Source organism: Pandoraea commovens, from assembly GCF_024704525.1.
GTDB lineage: Bacteria > Pseudomonadota > Gammaproteobacteria > Burkholderiales > Burkholderiaceae > Pandoraea > Pandoraea commovens.
On record NZ_CP102780.1, the window covers coordinates 5425420 to 5441859 of the forward strand.

Consider the following 16440-nt stretch of genomic DNA (forward strand, 5'->3'; position numbering starts at 1 on the left):
CTGACATCTCAGTTCACAGCTTTGCGAAGCACAAACAGCAGAACGCTCTGCGGCGGCAGATCAGCGCGCAACGCGCTACCGGAATAGGTGAGGTCCGGCTGGCGCGTCAATTTGTTATCCGCCAGTTGCCAGACTTCACCCGTGCCCGACGCAGCGAAATTGGCAAGCGAGACGTTGGCCTGTGCCGCGCGGTCGAGTTGCTTGTTGATGACGACGACGGTCAGCGCGCCGTCCTTCGGACGCACGGCCGCGAACGCCGACACCGCATCGGGATCGGGGACGGTGGCCGACACGCTGGTCGAGCCGAATTCGCCGCCGTGGCCGTCGTAATTGCGATACAGCTTGATCGCCTTGTACACCGGCATCGACGGATCGAGCGTGCCCCAGCGCGTCGCCATGTCCAGCTTCTCACGTCCAAAGATACCGAGGATGTCGGCTTGCGCCGTCGCCCCGTTCATGCGAGTGTCCGCGCCCCAGTTATATTCGGTGAGCGCGATGGGTGTGCCGGGGTAGTAATACGTATCCACCCACTGACGCATCATCGGAATCAGCGCGACCACACTGTTGATCCAGGTCGGATCCTTGTAATTCGGATCCCACAGATTGCGCGTCGACCGGTTACGCATGAGCGCAATCTCGGTCGAGTTGCCGTCGGCCGGTTCCTCGTACTCTTTGCTCTGTGGGTAAAAGTGCAGGCTAAAGATGTCGACCGGACGACCGGCTTTCTTCCATTGCGTGAGCAGCCACGGAATGTACGGCATGCCGCCCGTCTCGCCCTGACGGTCCGGTGCCTGCGCGTAGCCGTGCGTGACCGAGTACTGCTGATCGAAGCCACTGTAGAGATAGCCGTTCCAGCCCCACTCTTCCGGCGCGAGCACCTTGGCGCCAGGGTCTGCCGTCTTCACCGCACGCGAATATGCGATCACCTTGGCGGCGATCTCGCTAGCGTGCGCACCCGTCGGATGCGAGTTGTTGTGGATCAACTGCCACAGACTCGGCTCGTTATCCATCGCGTAGTACTTCACACCGCCCGCGCGCGCCGGGCCGAACTGCTGCACCAATGCCGTCACACGGGCTTGCTGGCTTGCGGGATCGTCGGGCACGGTGGCGTCGTCCGGATCGTTCTTGACGGGTGTGCCGTCGCGCAGAATGCCGTTGCCCGCGTCGGTCATGCCGTCCACGTCGTGGTTCTGCTGCGGGCCGTACTTGGCGATGGAGAAGCTGGCCAGCCGGTCGCGCGAGCGCGAGAGCGTAGCCACACGGCCGAGCATGGAGATGGTGATGATCGGCTGCGCCCCGGCGGCCTGCGTCAACGCGACGAAGCGGTCGCCGAACTGATCGTTGATATCCGCCGGATTGACGGGCAGGCTCTCGTAATACCAGTCGCGACCGGCGTTACGTGCGTCGAGCCGCCAGTTGTACGCCGACGCACTGTTTCCGCCCGAACGGTTCAGCGGCGCGCGCAGATCCTGCAACATCGCCGTCGTACCGAAGTTGATGCCATAGATCAGCGGACTGATCGGATGTCGGTTGGCCGCCGCATCCACGGCGATCTCTACGGGCAGCGGTCCGCCGGGCGTGGCTTGGGTGCACGCGGCGGACGACAGCATCACGCCCGCGGCCGCAAGCTGAATCAGACGGGGAATGACGCGGAAAAGCGAGGACGACTGGGAAGACGCACTACGGCGCGGCAACACGCGCATGGAGACTCCGGGGAACGGCACGACGGTCGAAGCCACCCACACGCCACACGTAGACGAAGATCGCCAGAATCACGGCGGTCTCACCCGGGGCGAGCGTTGGCGGGTAGAAGAAGGACACCAGCAGCACGAAGACCAGATAGTCGTACAGCGCGCCGAGGAAATCGTCCTCGACTTCCGCGCGCAAGCGTCGATAGAAGAACAGTCCGCGCAGCTGGAAACACAGAATGACGAACGCGCCGATCAGGCCGTACTCGAACACGATCCCGAGCCACGTGATGTCGGCCAGGAAGAAGAAGTGGTGGAAATAAGTGGTCAGCGTGTCGCCGCTCGCCGGACTGATCGTGCCTACGCCGAAGAGCCAGCGCAGCGAATCGTTGCCGAGAAAGCGTGTCGCCAGCAGCGCCGAGATACGGCGCGTATCGAAACCGGTTTCCGCGTTGGCGCTGAAGATGGTCGCGAGATACCCCATCGAGAACACGCCCACCAGCACAATCGGAGCCACGAGCATCAGCCCGATGCGCGCACGTGGGCGCGCCCACACGAACGTGTTGATGACGAGCACACCCATGATGCCGATGGCGAGTGCACGCGATTTCACGATCAGCAGCGCCACCGCCAGACCGATCAGCACGCTGATCAGGTAGCCCACGTTGCGCTCGAAGAACGCGCGGCGATAGCAGAAAAACAACAGAATGAACGGGAAATACATCGACATCCGAATGCGATGCCCGCGACTGTCGTTCGTGAAGAACGGCGCTTGTCCGAAAACGTAGGTTTCCTTGTACCAGCTTGCCGGCACCAGCAGCCACATGAGAATCAGCGCACCGACGATGACCACGCCGAGAATCAGGAAACTGCGTCCCAGCTCATGCAGCGTGGGCTTGAGCATGAGCAGCAGCGCGAGAAAGGAAAAGAAATACAGAATCGGCAACAACTTCACCTGCGCCGTCACGCTGGTGAAAAAGCCTTCGTGGAAGTAAATCACCGCCGCGAAGCTCGGCACCAACACGAGCCACGCGAAGCTCAGCAATACCTGCCGCGTGATCGGAAAACGCGGCTGACTGCCGAGCCGCAGCACGAGCGGCAGCGTCAGAATCGGGAACGCTTTGGAGAGCGCCCACAGCGGGTACAGCGCCGTGATGTAGTGGAACGTCTGGCCGAACAGCGGGAGCAGCGCCACGAGAATGCCGACGACGAACGTGCGCGGCAAGCCACCCGAGAAGACGTCAGGCAGATCGTCGGTCGTCCCGGCGATCGCACCGGAGGTGGCGGGCTTCATTTCGAGAGAGGGCTGCGCAGCTGTCACGAAGCGGTTGAAATCGATAAGTAGACTTGACGGGTTTGCATCACGAACGACGACATCAGCCGTCGCGAACATCGTGCGACGGCTGAGCTCAGGCGATCAGAAGCTGCGAGCGCCGTTGATGTCGTAGTTGACGTTCTTGTTGAACGGCAGTGCCTTGTTGATGTACTGGTCGACCCACAGATCCACTTCGGCGATGGACGACTTCGGCACAAAGATAGTGTCGTTCGATTGCAGAACGATGTCTTGCGCCGGATCGCCTTGCTGCGTGAGTGTCTTGATATCGACGGTGCGCAACATCGGACGACCGTCCGGGCTGCGGCGAATCAGCACGACTTCGCCGGTACGTGCGGTATCGAGCAAGCCTTGCGCGGTAATGATCGCCTGCATCACGCTCATGCCCGGCGTGAGTGCGAGTTCACCCGGCTTGCCGACTTCACCGCCGACGAAGACGTGCGCAGCGGTTTGCGTGACGGCGACCATCGCCATCGCGTTGGCCGTCATGTGGTTGTTCGCGAGCGCCCGGTTGACCGTATCGCCGAACTGCGCGAGCGTCTGGCCCGCCGCAGGCAGATTGCCCGCGAACGGCATGGCGACCGTGCCGTCAGGGGCCACACGGCCCTTGTAGTTGAGTTCGATGTTGAAAGGCAACACGACGGAAATGTCGTCACCCGGCAACAACTTGTACGGACTCGGCGTGGCGTCGACCCACGTCGCGAAGCGATCGGGTTGTTGGTATTTGGTGTCGACCCAGGTGTGGGAGCAGGCCGTCAGCGCCATCAGCGCCAGTACACAGGCCGGGCGGAGCATATTCATGGGACAGATGGCACGAGGCCGAGGTGGTTTCACGGTTTGGACCGTACTCTAGTGCACTTCTGCCGTCTCGCCAAGCACGACAAATCAGCGTCGGATTTACGATAATGCACGATTTAGGGGGACTTTCCGGGGACTTTCTTGCGTAATATATGCGCCTTGAAACCAACTACCTTGGTCGGGCAACCTTTCCGCTTCTTGCATCCCTATGGCAATTACGACTAGAACAAGGCCTGACCGGCACGCTGCGGTCGTCGACGTGACGATCCGGGACTACCTCAACACACTTTTCTACTACCGCAAGATCGCGACGACGGTGTTCCTCGCCATCGTGGCGCTCGGTGTGCTCGTTGCGCTCTTCGTGCCGATTCCGTATCGCGCGCAGGCCACGTTGCTCGTGCTCAATGCGGGGTATTACGACCAGACCAACAATCCGAACGGCGGCGTATCGCTGCAACCGCCGCCGGGACAGCTGAACGGCGTGGAAGCGCAGATTCTGTCGAGTCCGGAATTGCATCGGGACGTCATTCTCTCGAAGCTCGGACCGGGTGCGACGGCCAGCGACATTGATCGCGAACTGCAGAACTTCGAGAAGCGCCTTCACATCGAACAGAACGATCTCGCCAACACGATCACGCTGACGTATTCGGATACGGACCCGAAGGCCGCCGCCGATGCGCTGGCGCGCCTGCTCGACAAGTACTTCCGTCAGCGCGCGTCGATCTTCACGCAAGGTCGCGTCAATCTGCTGGTCAGCCAGCGTGACGACGTAGGCAAGCAACTCGATAAGGCCGATGCCGATCTGCTCGCGTTCCAGAAGAAACACGGCATCGTCAAGATCGACGATCAGACGTCGCGAGCCGTGCAGCTCGAATCGCAGCTGGTGCAGCGCAAGCTCGAAACCGATGCGAAGCTCGCGCAGGACCGCAGCGAACTGAAGTCGTTGCAATCGTCGACGAAAGATGTCCGCAACACGATTCCGATCTACACGGACGACTCCGAAACCAGCCGTGCGATCAACATTCTGCAAGGCTCGCTGAGCGAACTCGAGAACAAGCGTGCGGACTTCGCGTCGCGCTACATGGCGACGTCGCCCTTCGTCGTGCAGCTCGACAAGCAGATCGCCGACATGCGCGCGAACATCGCGAAGCAGCGTCAGGAAATGATGACGGCGACGCGCATGGGGCATAACAACTACTTCGACGTCGTGCAGGAACGTCTGGCCGTGCTGAACGCCAGCATTGCCGGTGGCGTCGCACAGCAGACCGCGCTCGAAGCCCAGATCAAGGAAACGCGCGACAAGCTGCAAGGCATGAGCGACGTGTCGAGCCAGTTGAGCCAGTTGCAGGCGCGTCGCGACATTCTTGCCGACAGCTTCAAGGAACGTTCGCGTCAGGTCGAACTCGCCCGCGTGCAACAGGGTCAGGTCAGCCAGATCAACGGCACCAACGTGCGCGTGATTCAGGCGCCGTTCCCGCCGTCGCAACGCAGTGTCTCGGCCAGTCTGCTGATCGCCGCATCGATTGCCGCAGGTTTGCTGATCTCCGCGCTGACGGTGCTGATTCTGTCGAGCCTGCGCGAGACGTTCCTCAGCCCCGAACAAGTCGAGCGCGCCCTGCTGTTGCCGGTGGTGAACGCCCCCGTGCTGCTGGGCGGCGACCGTCGTGGAGCCGCCGCCGCAGGTGCGGCAGCCAGTACCGGCGCGAACGTCGAACCGGCTTACGCGCGGCCAGCACATCTGGCTTATGGCCGCATGATTGCCGCAATCAACAGCAGCACGGACGGCGTCGCCAAGGTCGTCATGGCTCTGTCCACCGGCAAGAACGACGGTCTCTCGTCCGTCATTCAGGGCCTGACCAGCGAACTCGAACATCGCTCCGGCAAGCCGATTCTGATTCTCGACATCGCTTCCACGCCGGATTCGCCGATGTACGGCAAGCCGAATGCGCAGGGTCTGCTGGAGTGGCCGTCGAACGGCGGCAGCGGCACAACCAGCGTCGACGCCGTCAAGCCGACCGGCACGGACGAATCGAGTGTGCTGACCGATCTGAGATTCACGCGTGTCGACCGTCACAATATTGTCGTGGCGCAGCCTCACAGTGGCGCGGTGCCGTCGTCGTGGCAACTGGTCACGCGTCTGTTCGATGCCCTGCGTGAGTCGCACGACTACATCGTGGTTCATGCGCCGCCGTCGAGCCAGTCGTTCACCGGCATCGAAAACGCTCCGCTGGCGGATGCTACGGTGCTGGTCGTGCGCGCGGAAGCCACGCGCAAGCCGGTCATCGCCGGGCTCAAGGCGCAGGTCGAAGACGTCGGTGGCCGTTTGATCGGCGTGGCGCTCACGCATCGTCGCGGTTATATTCCGAGCTTCATCTACCGGTTCTTCTAGTCGTCGGTTCAGCCCAACATGCAACAAATCAGCGCGATTCTGCCGATCAAGACACGTGGACGTCACTACGCCGACAACATCGGCCGGTGCGACATTCTGTTCTCGTCGTTGCGTCACTTCACGACGCCGTCGCTGTTCCATCGTTTCGTGATCATCGTGCCGCACGACGAAGTGGAGGAAGTGCGCGGCTACGCGAAAGCGTGGTCCGACTTCCCCATCGAAGTGATCGACGAATCGCTGTACATGGGCGCGTTCAACGAGTTCTCGCAGCGTCACCAGATTCGCAACTGGCACCGTCAGCAGATCATCAAGATCAATGCCCCGGAGTGGATCGAGACGGAATACTTCCTGATCTTCGATCCGGACTGCTTCGCCACGCATCACTTCGACTACGACTCGCTGATCGTCGACGGACGCGCAATTACGCACCTCAAAGGCCGCAGCGTCGAGCCGTACTACTGGGAAGCGTCGGCCAAGCTGCTCGACGTCGATCCGCATCTGGATCGCGAAGGCGTTTGGTGGACGCCCGCCACGCTCTCGCGATCGCTGTGTGTGTCGTTGCAGGAGCGGCTCGAAGCCGTGAACGGCACCGACTGGAAGCGCGTGTTGCTCGCGAACTACGCCATCGACTGGACGGAATACACGCTGTACTGGCTCAACGCCGAGCGTGCCGGTCTGCTAGACAAGTACCACACGCAGGCTGTGCCGCCGCAGCGCACGCTGCACGCAGACGAAAGCGTGTGGTTCGCCGACAAAATGCAGGAGTGGGACGCCGCCCACTACTTCGCGCCCGAGAGCGACGGTCTGTTCGCCGTGGTTCAGAGCAACACGAAGATCCCGCTCGATCAGGTGGTGGCGAAGCTCTCGCCGTATTTCCCGATCAAGATTCAACCGTACGACCGTCACGTCGACCCGGTGCTCAAGGGCGCCGAGCTATACTCCGCCGTGGTCCGCAAAGGACTGAAAATGGTCCAGAAGCTGCTGGGCAACGGAACGGGTATCAAGTGACCGGGGTAGGTTGATGGGCAGTCGCAAGACGGGGAACGGCGTGGACGGTGCAGTGAACGCGGCAGTGAACGCAGCAGTAAGCAGCACCAAAGGCCGGATGGTCGGCATCGAGATTCTGCGTTTCTTCAGTGCGTTCGCGGTGCTGATCTGGCATTACCAGCATTTCTTCTTCCGCCCGGAGACGGCGTCTATCGACGTCGTGCGCAGCGCTCAGCCGCTCTACGCCCTACTGCATCCGTTCTACGATTTCGGATGGCTCGGCGTCAACGTCTTCTGGACGATCTCCGGCTTCATCTTCTTCAATCGCTATTTGTCGAAGATCGTCGCGCGCAAGGTCTCCGGCGGTCTGTTCTTCCTGAATCGCTTCTCGCGGCTATATCCGTTGCATATCGTCACGCTCATCGCCGTGGCGCTGTTGCAGGCGTATTACGTGCGTGAGAACGCCGCATTCTTCGTCTACCCGTACAACACGCCGTACGACTTCTTCGTCAACGTGATCTTCGCGTCCGGCTGGCTCACACCTTACACCGACTCTTTCAACGGCCCGGTGTGGAGTGTCTCGACGGAAATCGTGATTTACGTGGCGTTCTTCCTGCTCGCGCGCTTCTGCCGCATCGGGCTGGTGTGGACGTTGCTGCTGATGTGTGCGTCGGCAGCAGCAGGTGGATGGCTGATCCATCTGCAGATCAAGGGCAGCGAATCGAACATCGTCTTCTGCGCCTTCTATTTCTTCATGGGCGGCGCAGTGCATCTGATCTACGAGCGGTTGCGCGACATGATCGAGCAGCACCGCCGTGCGACGGTCGTGCTTTGCTGTCTGGCCTATGTGGGGCTGATCGCGTTCTGCGCGGTCTTCGGCGGGACGAAATATCTGGCAGCGACGGTGATCGCACCGGTCTCCATCGTTCTGCTGCACGCAATCGAGCCGTGGATTCCCGAGCGGCTGGCACGGCCCATCGCCAATCTGGGCAATACGACCTACTCCAGCTACCTCATCCACTTTCCGCTGCAACTGACGACGGTGATCGTTCTGCACCGCATGGGCATGTCGAGCGCGACGCTCGCCCTGAACCCGTGGTTCCTGGCGGCGTACCTGATCGTGGTGTTCTCGCTGGCGCGCGGGGTGTTTCGCGCGTTCGAAGCACCGGCGCAGACGTTCCTTCGGCGGCGTCTGGCGTGGATCGGCGGGCGCTCGGCGACGAGCGCCGCCCGCTAACCCACTAACTTGCTAACGCTCAATGATGGTGATGGTGGTGATGCGACCAGAGCGGGTCCATCGAGTCGACGAACGACGCGACAGCGTCCTTGTCGCCCGTGGCGTGGCGCATCAGCTGGCCGCACTTGCACCAGCCCTGATAGGGCGTGATGTGCGAGCAGGCAGTCGTCTTCTGCAAGTACAGCGTGACGGGTTTGGCGCACTTGGTGCACTTGAACTTGAGAGTGAGCGCGGGTTTGCTCATCGAAAACTCCAAAAATACGCAAAAAAGCCGGATGTCGTGAAGACACCCGGCTTTCTGTTTTGCATGACCGACGCTGTGCGAATCTGACGCCGGTCGACTTCGATGTGCCAATGTCACACCGTTGCCGTTAGATGGCGTCCCCTAGGGGATTCGAACCCCTGTACTCACCGTGAAAGGGTGATGTCCTAGGCCTCTAGACGAAGGGGACAAAAATCGTCATTCGTTTGGTGGAGGTAAGCGGGATCGAACCGCTGACCTCTTGCATGCCATGCAAGCGCTCTCCCAGCTGAGCTATACCCCCGTGCGAAGAGGCGTGACTATAGCGCATTTGGGGAAAACCCGCAACTCCTCTCGGTAACAGCCCCCGGAAACGCACCTACATACCCCATACATGAGGCCCAGCGAAGCACCTATCAATTTAGATAGGATGTCGACGCATTTCATTGACTGAAAATCGTTAGTAATCCAGTATTCCGCGATCTCGCATCCGTTAGTTGCGGATGCGTAACGGGGAGCATAACAACATGAAAGTCGGCGGGTTTCTCTTCCGTCTTGCTGTCGCTATTTCGACGGCATTCTCAGTGACGTTTGCGGGGCAGGCTCAGGCCCAGACGACGGACAAGACAGTCACTTTTGCAGGCGCAGCCTACGGCGGCGACGCCGCCAGCATCGACAAACGATTTCCCTATTCGCGTGCTTACGAAGCCAGCCTGAAGACGACGGGCGACTCGCCCTACAAGCGTCTGCTGGCAGCCGTGAATCAGAATCCTGCGCAGCACTTCAAGCTGACCACGGGCCCCATCGATCAGCTCAAGGGGCGCGATCAGGCACTCGTCGTGTCGCTCGTCGTCAATACCGAGACAGTCTCCGTCGAGCGCTTCGGTGCGATTCGCAAACTCTTCGTGCTGTTGCGCGGTCAGGTGCTGTTCTTCGACTTCAAGTCGATGACGGTGCTGCGCTCCTATCCGGTCAGTTTCGGCTATGTCGACAATCTCGACCATGAGCCGACGCGAGCCGAGGTCCTTGACCGGGTGCGCATGGTGTACGACGGTGCGAACGGCAAGCCCGGACTGTATGCGCGCTTCGCGTCGTCCGTTGCCGAAGCGCAGTTGCCCGATCAGGCCCCGCGCTACCTGCAAGTCACCCACGTCGACGTGACGCCCGAAGCCGTCGCCTTCCTGCCCGACTATCTGAAGGCGACGCCCGCCGCCGCCCAGACCTGGGTAGCGGACATGGTGAGCGAAGCCATTTCCACGCGCATCGGCGTGCCGGTCGTGCCGTACTCGAAGGGCTACGCCATCGGCAACGTGATGTCGATGCAGATCATGGACGGCACCATCTACAACCTGAAGCTGCCGCAGCCCGACTACGAAATCGATGTCTCGCTGAAGAACTTCAAGAAGATCAAGTACAGCGAAAACGCCGTCGGTACCGCGTACATCTACGGCAGCTATGCGGATATCGCCATTCGCGAGCCGCTGACCGGCGCGACGTACCTCAACACGTCGCTCAAGAACGGCGAGGTGAAGCCAGTACCGGCATCGCAAACGTGGGTGGACGACTTCCCTGCGTATTACGACTCCGTCAACGGACTGTTCGTGAAGCTGGCCGAATCGGTGGCCGGTAAGGACACGTCATGGGTGAAGTCTGCCGCTTCGGCGTCGGACATTTCGTCGCAAATCGACAAGACGATGGGATTGATGAAGCTATGCAAGTGATGAAGAAACTGATGCTCATGTTCGCTGCGGCGCTGTTCGCATCGAGCGCGATGGCCCAGGTGCAGCAAGCCCGTGGCAAGGCGACCGTGACCTACGAGGGTTGGTCGATCTCGCGTGACGACAAGGCGCGCGCCCTGTCCGCCGCCCAACTGAAGGCCGTAGAGTTCTACTACGCCGAAGCGGGCGAAGCCGAGTCGGAGAACTTCGACGCGATTCGCCAGAAGATTCTCGCCGAGCCGGATCGCTACATTCTCGACTCGACAATCCTGGCGGAAGACGAGAACTCGGACAAGAAGCAATACACGGTGGCCGTGCGCGTCTCGCTCAACGTCGCCAACCTGCGCAACGCCGTGAAGTCGAACTCCGCCGTCGTCAAGGGCGGCCCGGCCGCACGCTCGCCGCTCGCGTTCATCTTCGTGTCGCGCGAAGTCGGCACGTCGCGCGCCTACGACGACCGCGTCTACAAGCGCATCGACCGTAAAGCGGACGTGAATGCGCAGGTCAGCGCATCGGAGCAAGGCATCGAAGGCGAGAACATTCGCGGCAATTCGATTGGCACGAATGCGTCGACGAACTCGAAGGTCGCAGCTTCGGTGCATAGCTCGGCGTCGGTCGAGACGGGCGGCAGCACCACGCGTCGCGCCACCGATTCGACCTACCGTCTCATTCCGAGCGCCAACCTGTCGCAAGTCTTCACGTCGACGTTCGCCAAGGCAGGCTTCAAGGTCAACGAAGCGGCACTGGTCGAGCCGTACACCGGCGGGCAGTTCAAGGTCGCCAACGTTGAGAACGACTATAAGAGCGGCATGGATCTGAAGCCTGCAACGCTCGCGTCGATGGTCAGTGGCATGCGCGTGGCGAAGATGGCTTACATCGCGCTGGGCACGCTCGACGTCGGCCTCGCCGACCGCGATCCGAACTCGGGCCTGATGCGCGTGGCCGTCACGGTCAACGCGAAGCTGCTCGACATCGGCCAGACCATTCCCGACACCGTGGCGTCGGTCGGCCCCGTGCAGTACGCGGGCACCGGCCCGACGGAAGAAGAAGCACGTACCAATGCGCTGCGTCTGGCGGCCAACAACGCCTCGCGCGAGTTGACCAGCCAGATCACCAATCTCAGCTTGCGTTAATTGCACGACTCACTAATCCGTTTCATTCATCCCCTGTGGAGAAGACGTTCATGAAGAAGATCATTGCCTGCGCCGTTGCAGCTGCATTCGTTGGTGTTTCGGGCGCTTCGTACGCCCAGCTCGGCGGCCTGACCAGCCTGGTCGGCGGCGGCAGCAAGTCGGACAGCTCGGTGGACCTGAGCGGCCAGCAAGCCGCACTCGTGAAGAACTACGTTGCCGCTAACGTCGACGTGCTCAACGCGAACGCCAAGATGGGCGAAGCGCTGGGTCTGAAGACGCAAGCCGAGCAGGCCGCTGCTGTCGTGGCGCAACTGTCGTCGGGTTCGACGCAGGATAAGGATTCGGCATCGAAGGCCGTGAACGCCGTGGGCGACACGAGCGGCGCCATTGCAGCGAAGCTCAAGGAAAAGCCGGTGCTCGACGACGCTTCGAAGAAGACCTTCGCACAAGGCCTCGGCCACCTCGCGCTGGGTATGGTGCACTACGCTGGCATGCGTAACGACGTCACGTCGATGGGCACGAACATGAAGAGCGCATCGCCGATGGCGCTGACGTCGCTGGGCGGCGCGGCCTACGTTGTGTCGAACTTCCCCGGCTCGGTGACGGAAGCTGGCAAGGCGCTCAAGAACGCCATCGACTTCGCGCGCAGCAACGGTATCGAAGTGCCGTCGGACGCCACGAAGGCCCTCGCCGCTCTGTAATCACGGCAAGCCGACACCACACATAACAACGACATGATGCGTAAATCGCTCACGGGGGCCCTGGTGGCCCTCTTTTTTATGGCTGGCTGCTCCGAAAAGGCGGCTGACACTTCTCAGGCGCAAGGCCCTGCCTCGGCACCGTCCGCCGCCGCCCCGGTGCCGGACGTCGGCAAGGTAGAAACCGAAAAGGTGACGGCCTCGGGCTTCGGCGACACCGCTGGCGAAGCCACGACGGAAGCCATGAAGCTCGCGCTGTTGCAGGTCAACGGCGCGGTTGTGCAAGCACAGAGCGTCGTTGCCAAGTACGGCCTCGACGTCAGCCTTGGTCAGGATTCGGCATCGCTGCGCGCGAATGCCTTTGCCGAAGTCGTCGCGCAGCGTTCGGGCGGCGTAATTCAGCACCTGCGCGTACTGAGCCTCGATGAACCCGGCGTGCTCAACAAGCGTTTCAAGGCCACCATCGAAGCCGACATCGCGAAGTTCAAGCCGTCTGCCGACATGCAGAAGCTGAAAGTCGTCGTCGGCCCGGTGCTGTTTGCGCAGGATCGTCTGCCGATGGGCGACATCGCGGTGCCGTCGAGCGAAGTGGCGGCCGTGCTGCGTCAACGCGTGAGCGATGCGCTGGTGCAAACCGGACGCTTCGCCGTGCTCGATCGCGAGATGAGCCCGGAGATCGAGCATGAACTCGACATCATCGCGTCCGGTCAGGCCCCGAGCGCCGAGCTGACGAAGCTCTCGCAGGCAGCCAGCGCCGACCTGGTGTGGAGTGCGCGCGTGAGCGCGTTCAACTACACGCGTATGGCCCGCCAGCTGCGCACGAGCGATCGTCAGCTCGTGAGCTATTCGGGCGGCTGGGCACTCTCGCAGAAGATGGTGAACGTGGCGACGCGTCAGGTGACAGCAGCCGGTTCGTTGAGCAACGCGATGCCTGCGACGGCCCCGACCACGCTGAGCAACGGTGTCGACAGCCAGCGCATTCTCACCGAGATGACCGATCAGGCCAGCAAGGCCATCGTGAGCGCGATTCTGCAATCGACGTTCCCAATCACGGTGCTCGCCCGCGACGGCACCAACGTCGTCGTCAGCCAGGGCGGTCAGGCGCTGCGCGAAGGCGGCCGTTACGCGGTCGTGGCGATGGGCAACGAGTTCAAGGATCCGCAGACGGGGCAAAGCCTCGGCCGCACCGAGAACCCGTGCTGCGAGCTGGTCGTGGAACGCGTGACGCAGAACCTGTCGTACGGCCATCTGGACAACGTGCGTGCCGGTCTGAACCTCGACACGCTGCCGATTGCCGGTCTTCAGGTGCGCGGCGAGCTGGCAGGACGTCCTGCACAGGCGTCGCAACAAGCTGCGGCGCAAGCCGGGACGCAAGCCGTAGCATCGGCCGGTCCGAAGGCGGCGAAAAAGTCTGCGCCGTCGGCGGGTGCTCAGACAGCGCCTGCGCAGGACGACAAGTGGTAAGACGCCATGCCCGTCGCGTCAGTCCGATATGAGGACGCGCGACGACGGCGCAAGAGAGGTTCCCGGAAGGGCTGAAGCGGCGATGGTCGCCGGTCACGCGATGCGAGTAGAATCCGCAACGCGCATGGCTGGCGATCGTCGCCGCTTCCGCAGTTTTTGACGGGACACACGCTCATGAAGAAAGTAGTCGCGCTGGCGCTGATGCTCGCCGCGAGTTGGGCCCACGCCGAGAAGATCGGCGATGTCAGCACCGCATTCAAGTTCCTCGGCCCGGATCACAAGATCGTTGTCGACGCGTACGACGATCCGAAAGTGCACGGCGTAACGTGTTATGTCTCGCGCGCCAAAACCGGCGGCCTCAAGGGCATGGTGGGACTCGCCGAGGACAAGGCCGAAGCGTCCATCGCGTGCCGTCCGGTCGGCCCGATCTCCTTCACCGGCCCGCTCCCCAAGGAAGAAGAAGTCTTCTCCGAAGGGCTGTCGCCCCTCTTCAAGAAGCTGCGCATCGTGCGCATGGTCGACAAGGCGCGCAATACGCTCGTCTATCTCACCTACTCCGACAAGCTCATCGACGGCTCGCCGCAAAACAGTGTCACGGCCGTGCCAGTGGATCGTGCAACGCAGATTCCGATGAAGTGATGCTTGCGAGGGTGGGCGTTGACGTCGACGCCGTGCTGCGTGACGTCACCCGCGCAGCAACCCGAAGCGCCTGAGCTTGCGATACAGCGTGTTGCGGCTCACGCCGAGCCGTCGCGCCGCGGCACTTACCTGCCCCTGACAGGCGTCGAGCGCCGCACGCAGCGCCTGACGCTCGGCCGCCTCCAGCGGTGCCTGGGACAATCCGTCGGTTGTTGAATCGGACGGTGAAACATCCGCCACCGCGATTCCCGCTTCGCGCAATTCGTCCGGCAGATCGTCAACGGTGACGACGCCATTCTCGCTGAGCGCCACCAGCGTCCGAATGACGCTGCGCATCTGACGCACATTCCCCGGCCACGTGTGATGACACAACCGGTCGAGCGCGGCGGGCGTCACATGCATTGCGGGGCCATGGCCAGACACTTCCGCCTGAGTGAACAGTCGTTCAATCACCTCCGCCTTATCCTCGCGCTCGCGCAGCGGCGGCACTGTGACTTCGAGCCCGCTCAGGCGATAGAACAGATCCTCGCGAAACAAGCGCTCTTCGATGCGTTCGGAGAGATCGCGATGCGTGGCACTCAGCACGCGAATGTCGAGCGGCACCGGTTCGCCACCGCCCAGTGGAGACACCATCCGCTCCTCCAGCACGCGCAGCAGACGCGTTTGCATCGCGAACGGCATGTCGCCGATCTCGTCGAGAAACAACGTGCCGCCGTTCGCCTGCCACAGCTTGCCCGTCATCCCTTCCTTGCGCGCGCCGGTGAAGCTGCCGCCCACGTAGCCGAACAACTCGCTTTCGATCAGCGACTCGGGAATCGCCGCACAATTCAGCGCGACGAACGGCCCGCCCGAACGTGCGCTCGCCGCGTGTACCGCGCGCGCGAACACTTCTTTTCCGCTACCTGTTTCACCACGAATCAGCACGGGCACGTCGTGCGCGAAGACTCGGCATGCCTTTGAGAACGCGCGCGCCAGCGTGGGATCTGAGAACGGCTCAGTGAGAACCTCCGGCACAGGGCGCGACACACTGGGCGCACGCCGGAGCACACGTGCAGGTGCGCGCAGCATCGCCAGCAACGACTCCCCGGCGTTCGCACCGGTATTGGCGTGCAACGGCCAGCACGTACTCGGCGACGGATGCGCCCGCGCGAGGAGGGCGTCGAGCGTCTGCACGAACCATCGGTCCACGCGCGTGCCCACCAGCGCGTCGCGCGTCACGCCAAGACAATTCAGTGCGCTTTGATTCGCGGCCAGCACGCGCCCGGCATCGTCAAACGCGAGCAGCGCCTGCGCGAACCCACCAAGATGGTCGGCTTGCTCTTGCCATTGCAGCAGCCATTCGTCGCGATAGTGCTGGAAGAAATACTCGCTCTCGACAACCTTCGCCGACAGATTGACGAGCGCCAGCGTATGAAACTGACTCTGACGCGTGAGATCCGTACTGGTGGAGGACACGTCGATCACCGCCAGCAGATCGCCCTGCGGCGCAAACACCGGACTCGCCGTGCAAGTGAGCGGCGTATGCAGTGCGCGAAAGTGATCCTGCTGACAGATGATGACGGGCGCGCGCTCGACGGCACACGTCCCGATACCGTTGGTGCCCTCGCAAGACTCGCTCCAGTCCGCCCCCGGCCACAGCCCGGCGCGATGGAAGTCGTCGCGAGTGCCGTCATGCAGACGTGAGTCGACGATCACGCCGTCCGGGGCGGTGAGCAACACGGCCTGACGCGGGTTCATCAGCTGACGTTGCAGACGTTCCAACACTGGCATGGAGACGTTGCGCAGGCGTTCCATCGCACTGCGGCGTTCGCGCAATTGCGAGGATTCGAGCACGCGCGGCGCCATGCGTGCGCCCGGGTCGAGCGCGTGCGTGTCGAGGCAGCGCCGCCACGAACTGGCGATGTTCGGGTCGGTCGCCACCGAGCCCGATGGCGAATGGCCCTGTGCGACGTTCAGCACACGGCGTGCGTGTGCGGCTTGCGTACTGGCTGGCATTGGTCGTCTCCCCCGTGCCGGATGATCTGATGATCTCGTATCGTTCCCGAAGCATCCCCCATGCGCGAAGCGATTGCAATGCGCCATGTCAATCGGGAAACGCAAAGCGATTGACGCAGG

The 16440-nt window shown here is 62.2% G+C and carries 13 protein-coding genes and 2 tRNA genes; 8 read left to right on the forward strand and 7 right to left on the reverse strand.

Annotation, left to right across the window (positions count from 1 at the left end):
• Positions 1–8: 8 nt before the first annotated feature.
• The 3 genes from NTU39_RS24440 to NTU39_RS24450 form a co-directional block, all read right to left on the reverse strand.
• Positions 9–1739, reverse strand: a complete 1731-nt coding sequence (locus NTU39_RS24440) for a glycoside hydrolase family 44 protein (protein WP_257958765.1) — start codon at positions 1737–1739, stop codon at positions 9–11.
• A complete protein-coding gene (locus NTU39_RS24445) occupies positions 1681–2982 on the reverse strand; it encodes a hypothetical protein (protein ID WP_150666197.1) in 1302 nt (433 codons plus the stop codon). The genes NTU39_RS24440 and NTU39_RS24445 overlap by 59 nt, the downstream gene beginning before the upstream one ends.
• Positions 2983–3105: 123 nt before the next feature.
• Positions 3106–3822 carry a polysaccharide biosynthesis/export family protein gene (locus NTU39_RS24450; RefSeq protein WP_150666198.1) on the reverse strand — a complete coding sequence of 239 codons (717 nt, stop codon included), beginning with the start codon at positions 3820–3822 and terminating at the stop codon, positions 3106–3108.
• A gap of 256 nt (positions 3823–4078) precedes the next feature.
• Between NTU39_RS24450 and NTU39_RS24455 the strand changes: the two genes are divergently transcribed.
• The 3 genes from NTU39_RS24455 to NTU39_RS24465 are packed head-to-tail and all read left to right on the forward strand — an operon-like array spanning position 4079 to position 8432.
• Positions 4079–6208, forward strand: coding sequence for a GumC family protein (locus tag NTU39_RS24455; protein WP_257958766.1), 2130 nt, complete (start codon positions 4079–4081; stop codon positions 6206–6208).
• Positions 6209–6226: 18 nt separating this feature from the next.
• A complete protein-coding gene (locus tag NTU39_RS24460) occupies positions 6227–7216 on the forward strand; it encodes a DUF6492 family protein (RefSeq protein WP_039393485.1) in 990 nt (329 codons plus the stop codon).
• A 13-nt stretch (positions 7217–7229) separates the two neighbouring features.
• Entirely contained in the window at positions 7230–8432 is a 1203-nt protein-coding gene (locus NTU39_RS24465; protein WP_150666200.1) for an acyltransferase family protein, read from the forward strand.
• Between the two features lie 19 nt (positions 8433–8451).
• On the opposite strand, the gene NTU39_RS24470 is transcribed toward NTU39_RS24465, so the two are convergent.
• From NTU39_RS24470 to NTU39_RS24480, 3 genes are all read right to left on the reverse strand, one after another.
• Positions 8452–8676: a hypothetical protein gene (locus NTU39_RS24470; RefSeq protein ID WP_039393487.1), complete on the reverse strand. Its 225-nt coding sequence runs from the start codon at positions 8674–8676 to the stop codon at positions 8452–8454.
• 132 nt (positions 8677–8808) lie between these two features.
• Positions 8809–8884, reverse strand: a tRNA-Glu gene (locus tag NTU39_RS24475).
• Positions 8885–8901: 17 nt separating this feature from the next.
• Positions 8902–8977 (reverse strand) — tRNA-Ala (locus NTU39_RS24480).
• A gap of 223 nt (positions 8978–9200) precedes the next feature.
• Between NTU39_RS24480 and NTU39_RS24485 the strand changes: the two genes are divergently transcribed.
• The 5 genes from NTU39_RS24485 (at position 9201) to NTU39_RS24505 (ending at position 14325) form a co-directional block, all read left to right on the forward strand.
• On the forward strand, positions 9201–10394 hold the full coding sequence (locus NTU39_RS24485) for a hypothetical protein (protein WP_246184730.1): 1194 nt from the start codon (positions 9201–9203) through the stop codon (positions 10392–10394).
• On the forward strand, positions 10385–11524 hold the full coding sequence (locus NTU39_RS24490; protein ID WP_257958767.1) for a hypothetical protein: 1140 nt from the start codon (positions 10385–10387) through the stop codon (positions 11522–11524). Before NTU39_RS24485 ends, NTU39_RS24490 begins: the two co-directional genes overlap by 10 nt.
• A 50-nt stretch (positions 11525–11574) precedes the next feature.
• Positions 11575–12225, forward strand: a complete 651-nt coding sequence (locus tag NTU39_RS24495; RefSeq protein ID WP_150666202.1) for a hypothetical protein — start codon at positions 11575–11577, stop codon at positions 12223–12225.
• Between the two features lie 78 nt (positions 12226–12303).
• Positions 12304–13686, forward strand: coding sequence for a CsgG/HfaB family protein (locus NTU39_RS24500; RefSeq protein WP_257958768.1), 1383 nt, complete (start codon positions 12304–12306; stop codon positions 13684–13686).
• Positions 13687–13860: 174 nt separating this feature from the next.
• On the forward strand, positions 13861–14325 hold the full coding sequence (locus tag NTU39_RS24505) for a CreA family protein (RefSeq protein WP_150666203.1): 465 nt from the start codon (positions 13861–13863) through the stop codon (positions 14323–14325).
• A gap of 45 nt (positions 14326–14370) precedes the next feature.
• Here the strand turns inward: NTU39_RS24505 and NTU39_RS24510 are convergent, their stop codons facing one another.
• Positions 14371–16320, reverse strand: a complete 1950-nt coding sequence (locus NTU39_RS24510) for a sigma-54-dependent Fis family transcriptional regulator (protein WP_257958769.1) — start codon at positions 16318–16320, stop codon at positions 14371–14373.
• Positions 16321–16440: the final 120 nt, after the last annotated feature.

Bases quoted from the DNA above. Each gene is read 5' to 3' on its own strand.
- NTU39_RS24445 (WP_150666197.1), bottom strand. From the start codon at position 2,982: ATGAAGCCCGCCACCTCCGGTGCGATCGCCGGGACGACCGACGATCTG.
- NTU39_RS24485 (WP_246184730.1), top strand. From the start codon at position 9,201: ATGAAAGTCGGCGGGTTTCTCTTCCGTCTTGCTGTCGCTATTTCGACG.
- NTU39_RS24490 (WP_257958767.1), top strand. From the start codon at position 10,385: ATGCAAGTGATGAAGAAACTGATGCTCATGTTCGCTGCGGCGCTGTTC.
- NTU39_RS24460 (WP_039393485.1), top strand. From the start codon at position 6,227: ATGCAACAAATCAGCGCGATTCTGCCGATCAAGACACGTGGACGTCAC.
- NTU39_RS24450 (WP_150666198.1), bottom strand. From the start codon at position 3,822: ATGAATATGCTCCGCCCGGCCTGTGTACTGGCGCTGATGGCGCTGACG.
- NTU39_RS24465 (WP_150666200.1), top strand. From the start codon at position 7,230: ATGGGCAGTCGCAAGACGGGGAACGGCGTGGACGGTGCAGTGAACGCG.
- NTU39_RS24500 (WP_257958768.1), top strand. From the start codon at position 12,304: ATGGCTGGCTGCTCCGAAAAGGCGGCTGACACTTCTCAGGCGCAAGGC.
- NTU39_RS24495 (WP_150666202.1), top strand. From the start codon at position 11,575: ATGAAGAAGATCATTGCCTGCGCCGTTGCAGCTGCATTCGTTGGTGTT.
- NTU39_RS24510 (WP_257958769.1), bottom strand. From the start codon at position 16,320: ATGCCAGCCAGTACGCAAGCCGCACACGCACGCCGTGTGCTGAACGTC.
- NTU39_RS24505 (WP_150666203.1), top strand. From the start codon at position 13,861: ATGAAGAAAGTAGTCGCGCTGGCGCTGATGCTCGCCGCGAGTTGGGCC.
- NTU39_RS24470 (WP_039393487.1), bottom strand. From the start codon at position 8,676: ATGAGCAAACCCGCGCTCACTCTCAAGTTCAAGTGCACCAAGTGCGCC.